This window comes from Gemmatimonadaceae bacterium (genome assembly GCA_019752115.1).
Classification (GTDB): domain Bacteria; phylum Gemmatimonadota; class Gemmatimonadetes; order Gemmatimonadales; family Gemmatimonadaceae; genus Gemmatimonas.
This window is the reverse complement of the sequence record JAIEMN010000069.1, coordinates 19,949-36,087: the sequence shown is the minus strand read 5'-3', so window position 1 is coordinate 36,087 and position 16,139 is coordinate 19,949. Positions and strand designations below refer to the sequence as shown.

General features: G+C 67.8%; 15 protein-coding genes and 2 tRNA genes. All 17 read right to left on the bottom strand.

All coding sequences use genetic code 11. From position 1 onward, the window contains the following. Positions 1 to 816: 816 nt before the first annotated feature. A complete protein-coding gene (locus K2R93_20940) occupies positions 817 to 1,305 on the bottom strand; it encodes a hypothetical protein (GenBank protein MBY0492318.1) in 489 nt (162 codons plus the stop codon). A gap of 416 nt (positions 1,306 to 1,721) precedes the next feature. Beyond that, complete coding sequence (locus tag K2R93_20935) at positions 1,722 to 2,717, bottom strand: integron integrase (protein MBY0492317.1); 996 nt, start codon at positions 2,715 to 2,717, stop codon at positions 1,722 to 1,724. Between the two features lie 177 nt (positions 2,718 to 2,894). Next, positions 2,895 to 2,968, bottom strand: a tRNA-Met gene (locus K2R93_20930). Positions 2,969 to 3,047: 79 nt separating this feature from the next. Then, positions 3,048 to 3,121: transfer RNA gene (locus K2R93_20925), tRNA-Met, on the bottom strand. A 77-nt stretch (positions 3,122 to 3,198) separates the two neighbouring features. Continuing rightward, complete coding sequence (locus K2R93_20920) at positions 3,199 to 3,576, bottom strand: septum formation initiator family protein (GenBank protein ID MBY0492316.1); 378 nt, start codon at positions 3,574 to 3,576, stop codon at positions 3,199 to 3,201. Then, the gene (gene eno / locus K2R93_20915) at positions 3,566 to 4,846 is read right to left on the bottom strand and encodes a phosphopyruvate hydratase (GenBank protein MBY0492315.1); all 1,281 of its coding nucleotides are present in this window, start codon (positions 4,844 to 4,846) and stop codon (positions 3,566 to 3,568) included. The genes K2R93_20920 and eno overlap by 11 nt, the downstream gene beginning before the upstream one ends. 64 nt (positions 4,847 to 4,910) lie before the next feature. Continuing rightward, positions 4,911 to 5,696: a 1-acyl-sn-glycerol-3-phosphate acyltransferase gene (locus K2R93_20910; protein ID MBY0492314.1), complete on the bottom strand. Its 786-nt coding sequence runs from the start codon at positions 5,694 to 5,696 to the stop codon at positions 4,911 to 4,913. A gap of 75 nt (positions 5,697 to 5,771) precedes the next feature. Continuing rightward, entirely contained in the window at positions 5,772 to 6,716 is a 945-nt protein-coding gene (gene thiL, locus K2R93_20905) for a thiamine-phosphate kinase (GenBank protein MBY0492313.1), read from the bottom strand. Next, positions 6,713 to 8,380 (bottom strand): NAD(P)H-hydrate dehydratase, encoded by a 1,668-nt coding sequence (locus K2R93_20900; protein ID MBY0492312.1) that lies wholly within the window; start codon positions 8,378 to 8,380, stop codon positions 6,713 to 6,715. The genes thiL and K2R93_20900 overlap by 4 nt, the downstream gene beginning before the upstream one ends. After that, on the bottom strand, positions 8,349 to 8,732 hold the full coding sequence (locus tag K2R93_20895) for a hypothetical protein (protein ID MBY0492311.1): 384 nt from the start codon (positions 8,730 to 8,732) through the stop codon (positions 8,349 to 8,351). Before K2R93_20895 ends, K2R93_20900 begins: the two co-directional genes overlap by 32 nt. A gap of 147 nt (positions 8,733 to 8,879) precedes the next feature. Continuing rightward, entirely contained in the window at positions 8,880 to 10,190 is a 1,311-nt protein-coding gene (locus tag K2R93_20890) for a serine hydroxymethyltransferase (protein MBY0492310.1), read from the bottom strand. Beyond that, positions 10,187 to 10,681, bottom strand: coding sequence for a ribose 5-phosphate isomerase B (rpiB, locus tag K2R93_20885; GenBank protein ID MBY0492309.1), 495 nt, complete (start codon positions 10,679 to 10,681; stop codon positions 10,187 to 10,189). Before rpiB ends, K2R93_20890 begins: the two co-directional genes overlap by 4 nt. A gap of 18 nt (positions 10,682 to 10,699) precedes the next feature. Further along, positions 10,700 to 11,776: a leucine dehydrogenase gene (locus K2R93_20880; GenBank protein MBY0492308.1), complete on the bottom strand. Its 1,077-nt coding sequence runs from the start codon at positions 11,774 to 11,776 to the stop codon at positions 10,700 to 10,702. A gap of 29 nt (positions 11,777 to 11,805) precedes the next feature. Continuing rightward, positions 11,806 to 12,990 carry an acyl-CoA dehydrogenase family protein gene (locus tag K2R93_20875; GenBank protein MBY0492307.1) on the bottom strand — a complete coding sequence of 395 codons (1,185 nt, stop codon included), beginning with the start codon at positions 12,988 to 12,990 and terminating at the stop codon, positions 11,806 to 11,808. A gap of 121 nt (positions 12,991 to 13,111) precedes the next feature. Beyond that, complete coding sequence (locus K2R93_20870) at positions 13,112 to 13,975, bottom strand: 3-hydroxybutyryl-CoA dehydrogenase (GenBank protein ID MBY0492306.1); 864 nt, start codon at positions 13,973 to 13,975, stop codon at positions 13,112 to 13,114. Between the two features lie 6 nt (positions 13,976 to 13,981). Continuing rightward, positions 13,982 to 14,812: a CPBP family intramembrane metalloprotease gene (locus K2R93_20865; GenBank protein ID MBY0492305.1), complete on the bottom strand. Its 831-nt coding sequence runs from the start codon at positions 14,810 to 14,812 to the stop codon at positions 13,982 to 13,984. A 68-nt stretch (positions 14,813 to 14,880) separates the two neighbouring features. Then, positions 14,881 to 16,086, bottom strand: a complete 1,206-nt coding sequence (locus K2R93_20860; GenBank protein MBY0492304.1) for an acetyl-CoA C-acetyltransferase — start codon at positions 16,084 to 16,086, stop codon at positions 14,881 to 14,883. Positions 16,087 to 16,139 lie beyond the last annotated feature (53 nt).

Here is a 16,139-nt window from a genome sequence, read left to right as displayed (position 1 = left end):
GATGCAGATGATCTACGGGGGTTCCGCTGCGCTCGTCATCGGGGCGGGATGGAACAGTTACGCGCGAAGAAACTGTGCAACCGTGAGCACGCGCGCGTCCGCATAACGCCAAGTTCTGCCGCGGGGCCTCATAACAATGTGGCAGGCCCGCGCAGCGGGCCAGCCACCCTCCTTGATCAGCCCCGTCGGCAGCAGCGACCCGTTCTGCACGCGCCATCGCTGGACGAATTTAGGTATCCCAGCTCCACTCTGTCGCGGCCGAGCTACGATACAGCACGAATCCGTATCGCACGTAGCCTCCCACTCGCAATTCATAGAAGTGACCATCGTCTCGCATCTCATATTCCCAACCGCCGTAGGCACGGTCTTGCCACCGGAGCGGCGCGCCGAGCTGCCAAAGTCCGCGTGGGTATCGTCCAGTCCGTGAGCGGTACCGTTCGAGTGCCTCTCGAATTTCATTCCCGCGCCCGATCAACTCTTGCCGGCCCTGCTCTGTCCGAAGGTCTGGTCCGGCGGGGCGCACAACCGCGTCGGCCAGCAGCAGGAGAACTGCGCCAACGACCAAGGTCTTGAGAAATCGCTTAGTGCGCACGGTTCATTTGGATGCGGTGCCAGAATCAATTGGTGGACGATCGATCCAAGTCGAATAGCGGCGCACTGCAGAACGCAAAGCTCTGCCGCGGGGCCTCATAACAATGCGACAGGCGAACGCAGTGAGCCAGTCGCCATCCTTGAAATAGCCCTGCCGGCAGCAGCGACCCGTTCTGCTTAGGGCCGTTCCCCGTGCGGGGACTACGCGGAAAACGGTGCCGTGAGTCATCGGTTCAGTCGTAGGACCACCTTAGGAATCTCGCGCACGCTGGAGTCCAGCGCGAAGTCGAGCTTGACGCGCACGGAGCCCTTACTCACCCGATTGTCCGGCGGAAGAAGCTGATACGCGGTCAGCTTCACCTCGTCCGTTGATGACGTATCGGCGACCAGTGGTGGACTGACCACTTGGCCGCGCCACCATCCGTCGCGATCGGTGAGCTGAAGCCGTTCCTCTGCCTCCCAGCGGATCTGCCCATCGGCGCGGCGTTCCACCATGACCAGCTTCAGGCCGGACCGATCGGTGTAGAGCGTCGCGTTGGGTACCGGTCGACCGGCGGAGTCGAGGACGCGGACATCAACCCGCGCGAATCGCGGAGGCACCTCGTGAGTCGCTTGAAGCGATCCGACCTGGGACGAATCACCGACCGGCACGCGAGAGCCGTCGGGCGGTGCGCATGCCACGAGCATGGTGAGGAGGGCCCAGCGCGCGGTCATTGCCGAAGTCACAATAGAGGAGCGGTCTACGAGCGGGATTGGGACAGGCGCCAGTGCGGAAACCATCAGCCGCGCCTCCGACTAGCACACACCACTTCAATACGCACACGGCGCACCTGCAGAACGCTGATTATGCCGGCGGGAATCACCGCGAGCAATCACATCTACCGCGCCCCTGCACGACATAACACCAGCGGGGCATATGCCGCGATGCTCGTTGAATGTCCCACCGTCGCTTGATCATACGACTGGCGCTCGGCGGCCGCGAGCGTGGTGGGACGACTCGATAGGCCGCGGTTATTGCGGCCTAGTTCCGTATCGGGCCGAGGGAGCCGGCAGGGGGGACGACGCCGCCTCGGCGCCGTGAGATCGCGGCGAACGGGCGGCGAACGCGCCAGCGATGCGGCCGCCCAGCGTCAGGAGCGCCGCCGATCCTCGCCGATGTCGCCGGGCCCCATCGTGTCGAGGGGGCTCCGCACGCCGTGGCCCCCGCGGTTGAGCACGTGGGTGTACAGCATGGTTGTCGAGACGTCCTCGTGGCCCAGCAGCTGCTGAATGGTGCGAATGTCATACCCGGCCTCGAGGAGGTGCGTGGCGAAGCTGTGCCGCAGGGTGTGGCAGCCGACGCGCTTGGTGAGGCCCGCTCGGCGCCCGGCCTCGAGAACCGCGCGCTGCAGCACGGTGTGGTGCTGATGGTGCATGACGTGGCGCTGCATCGCGGCGTCCCAGTACTCACGCGAGGCAGGAAAGAGCCAGCACCACCCGGCAGCCAACTGCGCCCCCTTCCCCTTCGTGCCGCCCACGCCGGGGTAGGTCACGTAGCCGCCGCCCTTCATGCGCCGCCGCACCCACTCCTGGCGCACGCGCTCGATGTGCGCCGCCAGCGGGGCACGCATCGACGCGGGGATCATCGTGATCCGGTCCTTCGTCCCCTTGCCGTTGCGCACCACGATCTCCAGCCTATTCAGATCGAGGTCCTTGATCCGCAGCTGGCAACATTCCATCAGGCGCAGCCCGGAGCCGTACAGCAGCTGGGCCATCAGCGCGGGCTGACCGCGCATTGCGCCCAACACGCGCCGCACGTCTTCACGTGAGAGCACGTTTGGGAGCACATGCGGCCGCTTGGCCGGCGTCAGCGCCGCCACCTGCTCGAGGGGCATCTCGAGCACGCTGAGGTACAAGAAGCGCAGCGCGGCCAGCGCCTGATTCTGCGTAGACGCGGCTACCCTCCGCTCCTGTACGAGATAGCGGAGATACGCTTCCACATCGGCCGCCCCCAACAGCCGCGGATGCCGCGTGCCATGGAACCGCACGAACGCCACGATCCAGCGCACGTAGGCCTCCACCGTGCGCGGACTGTAGCGCTTGAGCGCGGCTTTTGCCCGGACCTCTTCGAGGAGTCGCGATGCCATGCCGCACGATAGGGCGGCCGGCGCCGCAGAGACGCATCGGTTCTACGCGCGTGCCATCCTTTCAACGCAACGAGCGCCAGCACGCATCACGCACCTCGCCCCGCCTGCCCCGCCACGCAAAAGCGCCGCCCCCGAGCATGGGGGCGGCGCTTGCCGACAGACGTGCGATTGTCGAAGTAGCTGGGGAGAGACTCGAACTCTCGACCTCACGATTATGAGTCGTGCGCTCTAACCGGCTGAGCTACCCAGCCCCATCACTCACGCTGCGGAGCAAGGCAGCGAGTTCCGGGACGCAAACGGCCAGCCCTTGCGGACTGGCCGAGTGCACTATGGCGGGGGCGGGATTTGAACCCGCGACCTTCGGGTTATGAGCCCGACGAGCTACCAGGCTGCTCCACCCCGCGGCAGTCTTGGGATATTAGCGGGTGAAACGTGGGAGTCAACCCCGAAAGACCGTCACAAAGCTGGTCTTTCACACGAACTATCGCTCGGTCGTATCCGCGGCCGCCGCCTTCACCGAATCCGCCGCCGCCTTCTTGGCGTCGGTCACGGTCCAGTAGAGCAGCTCCTTGTCGCCCTTCACCATCCCCCACTTCTCACGCGCCATCCGCTCGAGCCGCACGGGATCGGTGTTCACCACCTTGAGCTCCTGCTCCAGCGAATCGACCTCGGCCTTCACCGCATCAAGCGAATCCTCGAGCGCGGCCTTCTGCTCGCGCTGCGTGAGCAGGTCGCTGGTGCCGTACTCGCCTCCTTCCACGGCGTAGGCGAGCACGCCCAGCACACCGGCGCCCCACGCGAGGCGCCGGAGCCAGACCCGGCCAGGTTTGTCCCGGCTCGATCCGCGCTTAGATGCCAAAGAGCGCTCCGCCCGGGTACTCGGCGTACCCTTCGAGCTGCTCTTCAATGCGGAGCAGCTGGTTGTACTTCGCCACGCGATCGCTGCGGCTCGGCGCACCAGTCTTGATCTGACCGGCCTGCGTCGCCACCGCGAGATCGGCGATGAACGTGTCTTCGGTTTCGCCCGAGCGGTGCGAGATGATGCTGTTGTAGCCCGCGCTCTTCGCGAGTTCGATCGCTTCGAGCGTCTCGGTGAGCGTGCCGATCTGGTTCACCTTCACCAGAATCGCGTTTGCGACATCGTTCTCGATCCCCTTGGCGAGAATCTCGCTGTTCGTGCAGAACAGGTCATCGCCCACGAGCTGGCAGCGATCCCCCACCGTCTCGGTGAGCAGCTTCCAGCCGTCCCAATCGTTCTCGGCCATGCCGTCTTCGATGGACACGATGGGGTACTGCTCGAGCCAGCCGGCGTACAGCTCCACCATTTCCTGCGGGCTGCGCGACTTGGCGCCGCTCTTCTTGAAGTTGTACTGGCCGTTCTGGAACAGCTCGCTGCTCGCCACATCGAGCGCCAGCGCAATGTCCTGCCCGGGACGCAGACCGGCCGCCTCGATGGCCTCGATGATCACCTTGAGCGCCTCTTCGTCGCTCGCGAGGTTCGGCGCAAAGCCGCCTTCATCGCCCACGCCGGTGGAGAGCTTGCGGCTCACCAGCACCTTCTTGAGCTGATGGAACACCTGCGTGCCCATGCGCAGCCCTTCGGCGAACGAATCGGCACCCACCGGAATGATCATGAACTCCTGGAAGTCCACGGTGTTGGTCGCGTGCGCGCCACCGTTCAGGATGTTCATCATCGGCACCGGCAGCGTGCGCGCCATCGGGCCACCGAGGTAGCGATAGAGCGGCAGCCCGACTTCGAGCGCCGCCGCACGCGCCACGGCCATCGACACGCCGAGCATCGCGTTCGCGCCGAGCCGGCCCTTGTTCTCAGTGCCGTCGAGATCCATCAGCGCGCGGTCGATCGCGATCTGGTCGGTCGCGTCCATGCCCTCGAGCGCTTCGTTGATCTCGGTGTTCACGTTGTTCACGGCGTTCTGCACGCCCTTGCCGCCGTAGCGCGCCGGATCCCCGTCGCGCAGCTCCACCGCCTCACGCTCGCCCGTGCTCGCACCGCTCGGCACCGCCGCACGGCCCGCCGCGCCGGTTTCGAGGACCACGTCGACTTCGACGGTGGGATTGCCGCGGGAGTCGAGGATTTCTCGGGCGCTAACGGAGATAATCGGAGCCATGTTTTCTATTTCCTGTGAGAAGTCAGGGGGAGAATTTCAGGGAGTTGGTGTCAGGACTGCGGGGTCAGGCTTCGGCAGGAACCGCCTTGGGGCGCGCGGCGCCTTTCGGCGCGCGCACTTCGAGGGCGGGGTCCACGCCGTAGACCGTCTTCAGGCACTCGGCCATCCGCAGGCGAACCGTTTCCGCCAGTTCGTCGCGGTCGTCGTACGTGAGCCCTTCGGTCGGGATGGGCTCCAGCAAATGCACATGCACGGTGCCGGGGCTCGCGCGGAACTCGCCGCGCGGGTTCACGGCGATGGTGCCGTGAATGACCACCGGCACGATCGGTGCGCCGGAGCCGATGGCCAATACGAAGGGCCCTTTCTTGAACGGGCGGAGCGCGTAGCTCTCGCCGCGCGTCCCTTCGGGGTACACGAGCACCGGATGCCCACCGCGAATGCGCTTGGCGGCGTCTTCGTACGCCGAGAACGCGGCCTTGCGGTTCTCGCGGTCGATGTAGATCACGCCCACCGCACGCGCGGCCGGTCCAAAGAGCGGGATCTTCTCGAGCTCCCGCTTGGCCACGAAGCCATAGTGCGGGAGCACGTCGATCATGGCCGGGATATCGAACCAGCTCACGTGGTTCGCGATGAACACACGCGGAGCGCCTTCGGCGAGTTCGTCGCCGCCGTGCTTGATGACCTTCACGCCGGCGGCCCAGAGCAGCGCACGGGCCCAACGGACCGGCGCCTTCTCGTAGATGCTTCCCTTGCCGTACTTCACGCCGAACAGCTGGGCGAGCAAAACGCTGCCCCCGTTGATGACGGTCGCCAGCAGGAGCACGACAGCGGTGAAGTAGGTCCGGACCATTCCCTCAAAGGTCGCCGGAGCGGGCCGCGTTTTCAACGCAGCGCACGCATTCGCCGCCCTCGCGCCCGAGGCGGGTCAGCGACGCTGGAAGTGATCGTGACCGGCGATGTCGGGATTGGGCACGCGCAAAGCCTCCGCAGCGTCGACCACCCGGCCAATCACCGTCAGGGGCACATCGGCGGTCCAGCGGGCCCGGAGCCCGGCCAGCGCATCGTCGGGGATGGTGGCGAGCAGCTCGTACTCCTCACCGCTGGCCAGCGCCGCCTGCGGCGTGATGCCGGGCCCCCGTGGCAGCAACTCCGGGTCGATCGCCAGCCACACGCCGCTGGCCGCGCCCAGATGGCGGGCATCGGCCCCCAGCCCATCGCTGATATCGAGCATGCTGGTGGCGCCGGCCTCGGCCAGCAGCTGCCCGGCCGCCAGGCGAGGCGCCGGCGCGGCAAAGCGGGCCCGTGCCCAGGGGGCGGGCTCCTCCCCGGCCTCCCACGCGGCGATGGCTGCGCCGGGGCCGCCGAGGACGCCCGTCACCACCACCAGATCACCCACCCGTGCCCCGCTCCGCGGGACGGGGCGTGGCGCGTCGCCGATCACCGTGAGTGTGATGCCGAACGCGGGCCCACGGCTGAGGTTGCCACCGACGATCCGGGCGCCGGCGGCCCGGATGGGGTCGGCCAGTCCGTCGGCGACCTCCAGCAGCTGCGCATCCCAACGCGGCGGGACCTGAAAGGCCACGAGCACCTGCTCCGCTTCGGCGCCCATCGCGGCCAGATCGCTCAGCGCCGCCGCCGCCGCGCGTACCCCCACCTCGCGCGGCGCAATCCAGTGCGCGCGGAAGTGCACGTCTTCCACGCAGGCATCGGTGCTGATCACATGCACCCCGCGCACCGGCGGCAACACCGCCGCGTCGTCGCCGATATCGGAAACGAGATCGCCCCAGCGCGCCATGAGCGCGCGGATGGTGTCGAACTCCTGCCCGCGCCCGAGCTCCTGATGCGGGCGAAAGCGCGTGGGGCCGGTCACGCGCGCATGACCGACAACGGCGCGAGCCGAGCGAGCTCCCCCGGATCCGGGCGCGGCGTTGCCGCGAGGTCCGCGAACACGGGCGGCAACTGGGCCCGCCAGTCATCGAGCGACAGCCCACGCACGGTGCCCAGGGCGTCCCAGGTGGCGCGTTCCGCCGCGAGCCCGTGCACGGCCGCCCCCAGCACCGCGGCATCGCGCGCCATCACCCCCTGCGCCAGGAACGTCGCGATCACGCCGGTGAGGCAATCCCCGCTGCCGCCGGTCGCAAGGAGCGGGGTGCCATACGGCACCGCGGTGAGCGGCTCGCGCTGATGCGCGACCAGCGTGGGCGTGCCCTTGAGTAACACCGTGGTGTTGGAGCGCACCGAGAATTCGGCGAGCAGCGCCGCGCGATCATCCCAGCTGTCGGGGAGCGCGCGGCCGAGCAGACGCGCGAACTCGCCGGGATGCGGCGTGCAGACCACCGCGCGCGCGTCGCGCGTCCAGTGGCGAATGAGCGACGCGGCGTCGGTGCCGAGTGCCTGCGCGGCGTCGGCGGCGAGCCAGAGCGCATCAGCATCGAGCACCAGCGCGATGCCGCGATGCACCTGGAGCAGGCGTTCGACGAGCTGCTGCGATTCGCGCGTACGCCCGAGCCCGGGCCCCACCGCGACGGCATCGTAGCGCGGCGCATCGCCGGACGGATCGACCACGTCATGCTTGCGGGTCGCAAGCAACGGCGGCCAGCGATGCGTGATGGCCTGCGGCACGAGCGTCTGCAACGCGGGGACGCTCGCTTCGTGCACGATGGCATGTGCGAGGCCGGCGCCCGCGGCCAACGCGGCGCGCGTAGCGAGCACGATCGCCCCGGCCATGCCGGCATCACCACCAACGAGACCCACGCGCCCGCGTCGCCCTTTGTGCGTGTCCCACGCGAGGGGTGGGAGCAGCGCCCCCAGCTGCTCGCGCGCGGCCCAGCGCCAGGCGCCGTCGTCCTCGTCGCCCGGGCACTTGGCGTACGGCCCGAGCCCGATGTCCGTGAGGACGAGGAGCCCCATGCGATCCCGGCCGAACAGGTGCGCGCGCTTGAGCGTGCCGAACGCGATGGTGCAATCCGCGGTGACGGCGCCGTCGGCGACCTCACCGGTGGAGGCGTTCACACCGCTCGGGATATCGAGCGCCATCACGCGCGCGCCGGCGTCGCGCAGCAGCTGCACGCGCGCGCACGCCGCCGCCGCCTGGTCGCGCAACGCGCCCTGATGCCCGGTGCCGAGGATGCCGTCCACGACGACGCGCTCGTGGCCGGTGATCTCGCCGAACGTCAGAAAGGGCGCGGCGAGCCGGGCGGCGCGCTGCGCATCGGGGGTGGTGGGCACGCCGGCCGCGTGGAGCCGCACCGTCACGCCGTATCGCGCGAGTTGCGCGGCCACGAGGTAGGCATCGCCCCCGTTATTGCCGCGACCGGCGAAGACCGCCACGCCGTGGGCCAGCGTGTTGCCCGCGTGGCGGATGATGGCGGCGGCGGCGGTGCTCGCCGCCTGCTGCATGAGCGCGAAACTGTCGGTGCCGCCGGTGATGGCGGCGTGGTCGCGCGCGGCCGCCTGCGCGGCAGTGGTGAGGCGCGGAAAGCTCACACGCGCCCCCGGGGCGTCAGACGTGCGCCGTGCTCCACGGGTACTCACGCTCGAATGCTTCGGCGAAGTCGAAGACGCCGAAGAAATCATCGCGCGAGTCCTGGGGCTGGCTGATCAGCAGCCCGAGGTCGACGAGCGTGAAGACGATGTCGCCGATATCCATGGTGGAGCGGACGCCCCAGTGCTCGAGCACAAGGCGGGCCATCACCCCAAAGCGCTGCATGGCGAGTTCGCGGCAGGCATGCGCGAGCTCGGGGCCGCTAATGTGGCGACGCTCGATGAGCTTCGTCTGCGAATGCTCGAGCGCCGACAGCACAAACAGATAGGCGCGCTCGTCGAACCGCTGCTCACGCAGGCGGATCTGATCCATGATGCCTTCGCGGAAGGCTAACTCGGACACGGGCGGGCCTCGGTGCTTCAATGAAATGCGGAACCCCTCAGGCCTCAGTGGGGAGGCCGAGAGGGAGTTGGCATCAGGAAAACTGAAACGCAGAGGGCCCGGCAGCAATAGCTGCCGGGCCCTCCGCACATCCTGCATTGGTGACCGTCAAACTTTTGTGACGGCGCGGTACAGCGGGAAGGCGTCGGCGAGGGCCTTGACGTCGGCCCTGACGGCGGCCACGGAGGCGTGATCCTCGGGGTTGCTCAGCACACGGTCAATGAGCGTGGCAATCTGCTGCATCGCCTCGGGGCCCATGCCGCGCGTCGTCACGGCCGGCGTGCCGATGCGGATGCCGCTCGTGACGAACGGCGACTGCGTCTCCTTCGGCACGGTGTTCTTGTTCACCGTGATCCCCGCCTCATCCAGCACCTTCTCGGCCACCTTGCCGGTGAGGTTCTTATTGCGGAGATCGACCAGCATGAGGTGATTGTCGGTGCCACCGCTCACGACGTGATAGCCCTTGTCGATGAGCGCCTGCGCGAGCACCTGCGCATTCTGCACCACCTGCTGGCAGTACTGCGTGAACGCGGGCTGCAGCGCCTCGTGGAAGGCCACCGCCTTGGCGGCGATCACGTGCTCCAGCGGGCCGCCCTGCATGCCGGGGAACATCGCCTTGTCGATCGCCTTGGCATGTTCGGCCTTGCACAGAATGATGCCGCCGCGCGGGCCGCGCAGCGTCTTGTGCGTCGTGCTCGTCACCACGTCGGCGTACGGCACGGGGTTGGGATACACGCCCGTCGCGGCCAGACCGGCGAAGTGCGCCATGTCCACCATGAAGATCGCGCCCACTTCCTTGGCGATATCGGCGAACGCCTGCCAGTCGATCACGCGCGAGTACGCACTGTAGCCGGCGATGATCATCTTGGGCTTGTGCTCACGCGCCTGCGCGCGCATGTGCTCGTAGTCGATCAGCCCTTCGCCGGTGACGCCGTAGCTCACGGCCTTGTACAGCAGGCCGGAGAAGTTCACCGGGCTGCCGTGCGTGAGGTGCCCGCCCTGCGACAGGTCCATGCCGAGGAAGGTGTCCCCCGGCTTGAGGAAGGCGAGGAACACGGCGGCATTGGCCGACGCGCCACTGTGCGGCTGCACGTTGGCGTGGTCGGCGCCGAAGAGCTGCTTCACACGATCGATCGCGAGCTGCTCCACCTGGTCCACCACTTCGCAGCCACCGTAATAGCGCTTCCCGGGCAGCCCTTCGGCGTACTTGTTCGTGAGCGGGGAGCCCATGGCTTCCATCACCGCCGGCGACACGAAATTCTCGCTGGCGATGAGCTCGAGGCCATCGCTCTGGCGCTGGATCTCCTCGTCGATCAGGCGCGCGATCTCGGGATCGGTGCCCGCCAACGCCCCGCCCGGCGGCAGACGATCCCATTCACTCCAGTTCGCGCTGTCGCCTTGGCTCGCTCCACTGCTCATGCCGGGCTCCCGGGCTCGCGGCCCGCTTCATGTTCGTTGGTCTGTTCGATCTTCTCCACGCGACGGCCGTGGCGTCCGCCTTCGAACGGCGTCTCCAGCCACGTCTTGAGAATCGCGATGGCATCTTCGTCGCTCACGAAGCGCGCCGGCAGCACGAGCACGTTCGCGTCGTTGTGCTGACGAGCCAGCGCCGCGATCTCGGGCGCCCAGCTCACCGCCGCGCGCACGCCGGGATAGCGGTTGGCCACGTAGCTCATACCCAGGCCGGTGCCGCAGAGCAGCACGCCGCGCTGCACCACCCCATCGCTCACCTGCTGCGAGAGCGGGTGCGCGTAATCGGGGTAGTCGGTGCTGGCGGTGCTGTGGGTGCCGATGTCCTCGACCTCATAGCCCAAATCGGTCAGCACCGTGAGCAGCCGCTGCTTGAGTTCGAAACCAGCATGATCGGAGGCGATCGGGATGCGCTCTCCGGGGCGTGCGACGTCCACCATGGGGCAATCGGGCTGAGGTCAGGATTCCTTGTTCGGGTACTGCGGCCACGTGCGGATCATACCACGAACGGCCGCGATGCGCTGCTCGGCTACGCGGTCGGCCGCCTTGTACGTCGGCAGCCCGGTCTCCTTGGCCAACCCGAAGACGCTGAGCACGGTTTCATAAATCTCGTCGGCCTTGCGCAGGCTCCGCTCGCGGCTCCAACCGGTGAGCTCGCTGTAGACGTTGATCACGCCGCCGGCATTCGCCACGTAGTCGGGGGCGTACAGGATGCCCCGGGCCTCCAGCTCATCCCCGTGCCGGTCTTCCAGTAGCTGGTTGTTCGCGGCGCCGGCCACGATCTCCACCTGCAGCTGCGGAATGGTCTGGTCGTTGATCACCCCGCCCAGCGCACAGGGGGTGAAGATGTCGGCCTTCACGCGGAAGATCTCGTCGCTGGCCACCACCGTGGCGCCGGTCGCTTCGACCACCCGGTCAATCCGCCCTTGATCGATGTCCGTCACGATGAGCTTCGCCCCCGCCAGGTGCAGCGCGGTGGCGAGATGGAAGCCGACATGCCCGAGCCCCTGGATGGCCACGGTGCGCCCGGTCAGGTCGTCGCTCCCCCACCGGTGATTCGCCGACGCCTCGATGGCGCGGAACACCCCATGCGCGGTGACGCTCGAGGGATCGCCCGACTTGGAGCCGATGCCGGTCACGTACTTCGTTTCCATGTGCACGAAGTCCATGTCTTCCACGGTCGTGCCCACGTCTTCGGCCGTCACGTAGCGCCCGCCGAGCGAATCCACAAAGCGGCCGTGCGCGCGGAAGAGCATCTCGCGATGCGGCGTCTTGTTGTTGCCGATGATGACGCTCTTGCCGCCACCGAGGTTGAGCCCGGCGACGGCATTCTTGTAGGTCATGCCGCGCGAGAGGCGGAGCGCGTCGATCGCGGCTTCCTCGTCGCTGGCGTAGTTCCAGAAGCGGCACCCGCCAAGCGCCGGCCCGAGCGTGGTGTCGTGAATGGCAATGATGCCGCGATAGCCGGAGGCCTTGTCATGGCAGAAGACGACCTGCTCATGGCCCATCTCGGCGATGGTTTCGAAGTATTCCATGGGAGTGACTCCCTGAAGGATGGGCAGCGTTAGTCGGCCAGCACGCCATCAGCGGCGGCGGCCGCAGCCACCGTCTCGCGCGCAATCACGATGCGCTGGATCTCCGAGGTGCCTTCATAGATCTCGGTGACCTTCGCATCGCGCATGTGGCGCTCGACGGGATAGTCGGTCACGTAGCCGTAGCCGCCGTGAATCTGGACGGCCTGTGTCGTGACCCACATGGCCGTCTCCGTGGCGAAGAGCTTGGCCATGCTGCAGTAGCGGGTGACCTTCTCCCCGCGCTGCTTGGCGGCCGCGGCGGTGTGCAACAGCGTGCGCGCGGCGGTGATGCGGGTGGCCATGTCGGCGAGCTTGAACTGAATGGCCTGAAAGTCGCCGATGGGCTTGCCAAACTGCTTGCGCTCGCCGACGTACTTCACACTCGCCTCGAGGGCCGCGCGTGCGATGCCGATCGCCTGCGCGGCGATTCCCAGACGGCCGTGGTCGAGTGAGCCGAGCGCGTAGGTGAGCCCCTTCCCTTCCTCGCCCACCAGGCGATCGGCCGGGACGCGGCAGTTGTCGAGCACGATCTGGAGCGTGGGCGAGGCGCGGAGCCCCATCTTCGACTCCTTCTTCGTGAGATGGAAGCCCGGGAGATCGGGGGTGAGGATGAACGTCGAGATCCCCTTGCTGCCCTTGCGCGCCTCAGCGGTATCCGTGCGCGCCATGGCGAGGATCACGCCGGCCTCGTTGCCATGGCTCACCCACGCCTTGGTGCCGTTGAGCACGTAGTGGTCGCCATCGCGCACCGCCTGCGTGCGCAGGCTGGCCGCATCGGACCCGGCCTCGGGCTCCGAGAGCGCGAACGCGCCGAGCAGCTCACCGCGCGCCATGGGCGGCAAATACGTACGGCGCTGCGCGTCGTTGCCGTAGGTCAGGATCATCTGCGTCGGCAGCGAGTTGTGCACGCTGAGCGTGACGGCCGCCGTCGCATCGGCGACGGCGATCTCCTCGAGCGCGAGCAGATAGCTCTGCGCATCGAGCGCGAGCCCATCGTACTCCTCGGGGATGAGCATGCCGAGGAAGCCGAGTTCGGCCATCTGCTCGATCATCACGCGGTCAAAGCGCGACTCCCGATCACGCTCGGCGGCCAGCGGCGCCAGTTCGCGCTTCGCGTAGTCGCGCGCGAGGCGCTGGATTTCCTGCTGGGTTTCGGTCAGATCGAGCAGCGACATATGCGTTGGGAGGATCAGAATTTTTGGCCACGGATTTCACGGAAGCGCACCGTTCCTTCCGTCTGCACCGAAAGAACCGTGCGTTTCCGTGTGATCCGTGGCGATTTGTCTGTTGGGACGTTCAGTACTGGTAGAAGCCGCGGCCGCTCTTGCGGCCGTACCAGCCGGCGGCGACGTACTTCCGGAGCAGCGGACACGGGCGGTACTTGGGATCGCCCAGCCCGGTGTGGAGCACTTCGAGGATCGCGAGGCAGGTGTCGAGGCCGATGAAGTCGGCCAGCGTGAGCGGCCCCATCGGGTGGTTCATGCCGAGCTTCATCACCGTGTCGATGGCTTCGGGCGTGCCCACGCCTTCCATGACGCAGTAGATGGCTTCGTTGATCATCGGCATCAGGATGCGATTGGCCACGAAGCCCGGGTAGTCGTTCACTTCCACCGGCGTCTTGCCGAGCGCCTTGGCGAGCGCCATCACCGTCTGCGTGGTGGCATCGGTCGTGGCGAGGCCGCGGATGACCTCCACCAGCTGCATCACCGGCACCGGGTTCATGAAGTGCATGCCGATCACGAGCTCGGGGCGCTTGGTGCGCGCGGCGATCTCGGTGATGGAGATCGAGCTCGTGTTCGTGGCGAGGATGGTGCCGGGCGCTGCGAGGCGGTCGAGATCCTCGAAGATGCGGAACTTGAGATCGGTGCGTTCCGTGGCGGCTTCCACCACGATCTGCGCATCGCTCACGCCATCGAGACTCGTGGCGGTGCTGATGCGCGCGAGCGCCGCCTCGGCGGCCGTCGCTTCCAGCGCGCCCTTCTTCACCTGCCGATCGAGGTTCTTCGCGATCGTGTCGCGCCCCTTGGCGAGCGCGTCGGCGCTCACGTCGATCATGGTGACCTGATGGCCGCTCGTCGCGAAGACGTGGGCGATTCCGTTGCCCATCTGGCCGGCGCCCACGACGGCGGCGCGCTGCACGGTGGAAGTCGTATCGGACATGAAACGCTAGCTCCTGGCCAACGAAGAGGAGGGAGAATCGGGAGAGGGCGACTGCAGGGTGCTGCGATGCGCGACGATTGCCGCCGCGCCAAGGACCAGCGCCGCCAGTGCCCCGCCTTCGGGGCCCCAGCTGCCGCCGGTGATCCAGTCGGGGCCGGTCACCACGGCGCGATACCCCGGCGTGGCGAACGGTAACCCACTGACCGGCATGTGGAGCACAGCGGCCATGACCCAGTTCCACGCGAGATGGGCCATCCACGCGGCCGGCAGCCCAGTGCGCTCGCGCACCAGCGACAGGCACCAGCCGGCGAGCATGACGATGCACGTGGTCCGGAGGCCGGCGCCGGGGTTGGTGAGATGAATGGCGCCAAAGGCCGCCGCCTGGGCGATGCGCGCGATGGTGGCACTGCTCCCCGCCTCTCGCGCGACCGCCTGCAGATAGCCGCGGAAGGCGATCTCCTCCCACAGCGCCGAGGGCGCGAGGAGAATGCACAACCGCAGGGCCGTGCCGCTCCAGCTGTCGGCCATGATGCCGTCCACCGACAGGGGCGTGGCGTCGAAGCGCACGAAGCCCACTGCCCAGAGCAGCGCGGCGGTGGTGCCGATGGCGAGCGCCCCAAGCGCAAAGCCCGCCAGCAGCCGGCGGGGGTGCCACGCCGCGGCGTCAAAGCCGATGGCCGACCAGGGCGCCGTGAACTGATAACGCCAGCCCGCCCAGCAGCCACCTACGCAGCCGGCAAGCATGGTGAACGGATACATCGGAATGGGTTCACCCACCGCGCGCGAGGCCGCCGCGAAGAGCGGCCCCACGAGCGATTCCACCACCATCTGGACCACGATCCAGGCGAGCGCGAACGCCCCCAGGCGCCAGAGCGCGCGCCCGACGGTGGCCGAAGCCGACGGGTTCAGACGCGCTCGACCGACAGCGCGACGGCATCGCCGCCACCGAGGCAGAGCGTCGCGATGCCGCGCTTACCGCCGCGATCGGCAAGGGCGTGCAGCAGCGTGACGAGGACGCGCGTGCCGCTCGCCCCGATCGGGTGGCCGAGCGCAATCGCGCCGCCGTGCACATTCACACGGTTCGGATCCCAGCCGAGCCCGATGCCATCGGCGAGCGCCTGGCTCGCGAACGCTTCGTTGGCTTCGATGAGATCGTAGTCGTTGATGCTCGTGCCTTCCTTGGCCATCAGGTTCTTCACCGCCGTGATCGGCGCGAAGAAGAGCTCCTGCGGCGTGTTGGCACCGGTCGCATAGGCGGTGATGCGGCCGAGAATCGTGAGGCCGTGCTCGCGCGCATACGCTTCACTCGTCACCACGACCGCGGCGGCACCGTCATTGAGGCTCGACGCGTTCGCCGCCGTGACGGTGAGCGTGCTGTTGTCGCCCTTCCCGGGGAAGGCGGGGCGCAGCTTGCTGAGCGTGTCGACCGTGGTGTCGGCGCGCGGCCCTTCGTCCGCGCTGATCACCGTGGGCCCCTTCTTGCCCGGGATCTCCACCGGTACGATCTCGGCCGCGAACTTGCCGGCCGCCTGCGCCGCCACCGCCTTGGCATGGCTCGACGCGGCAAACTCGTCCTGCTGCGCGCGCGTCACGCCGGCCTTCGTGGCCGTGTACTCGGCGTGGCTTCCCATGTGCACATCGCAGGTGGGGCACCAGAGCCCGTCCTTGATCATGCCGTCGACCATGGTCTGATCGCCGATCTTCACGCCGCCGCGCATGCCGTAGACATAATGCGGCGCGTTGCTCATCGACTCCTGCCCACCGGCGATGATCACCTGCGCGTCACCAGCCTTGATCGCCTGGGCCGCGAGCATGACCGCCTTGAGCCCCGAGCCGCACACCTTGTTGACGGTGACCGCGCTGGCCGTGGCCGGCACGCCAGCCTTGAGCATCGCCTGCCTCGCCGGCGCCTGCCCCGTGCCGCCCTGCAGCACGTGGCCCATGATGACTTCCTGCACCGCCTCCGGCTTCACGCCGCTGCGCTGGAGCGCCGCCTTGATGGCGATGGCACCGAGTTCCGGCGCGGAGAGCGAAGCCAGGCCACCGAGATAGCGGCCGATCGGGGTGCGCGCAGCGCCAACAATGACGGGCACGCGGGAGAGGTCGGACATGGGGGGAGGCGCGGTGGGAATTGTCTCGGAACTGAGCTAATTCGGTAAATATA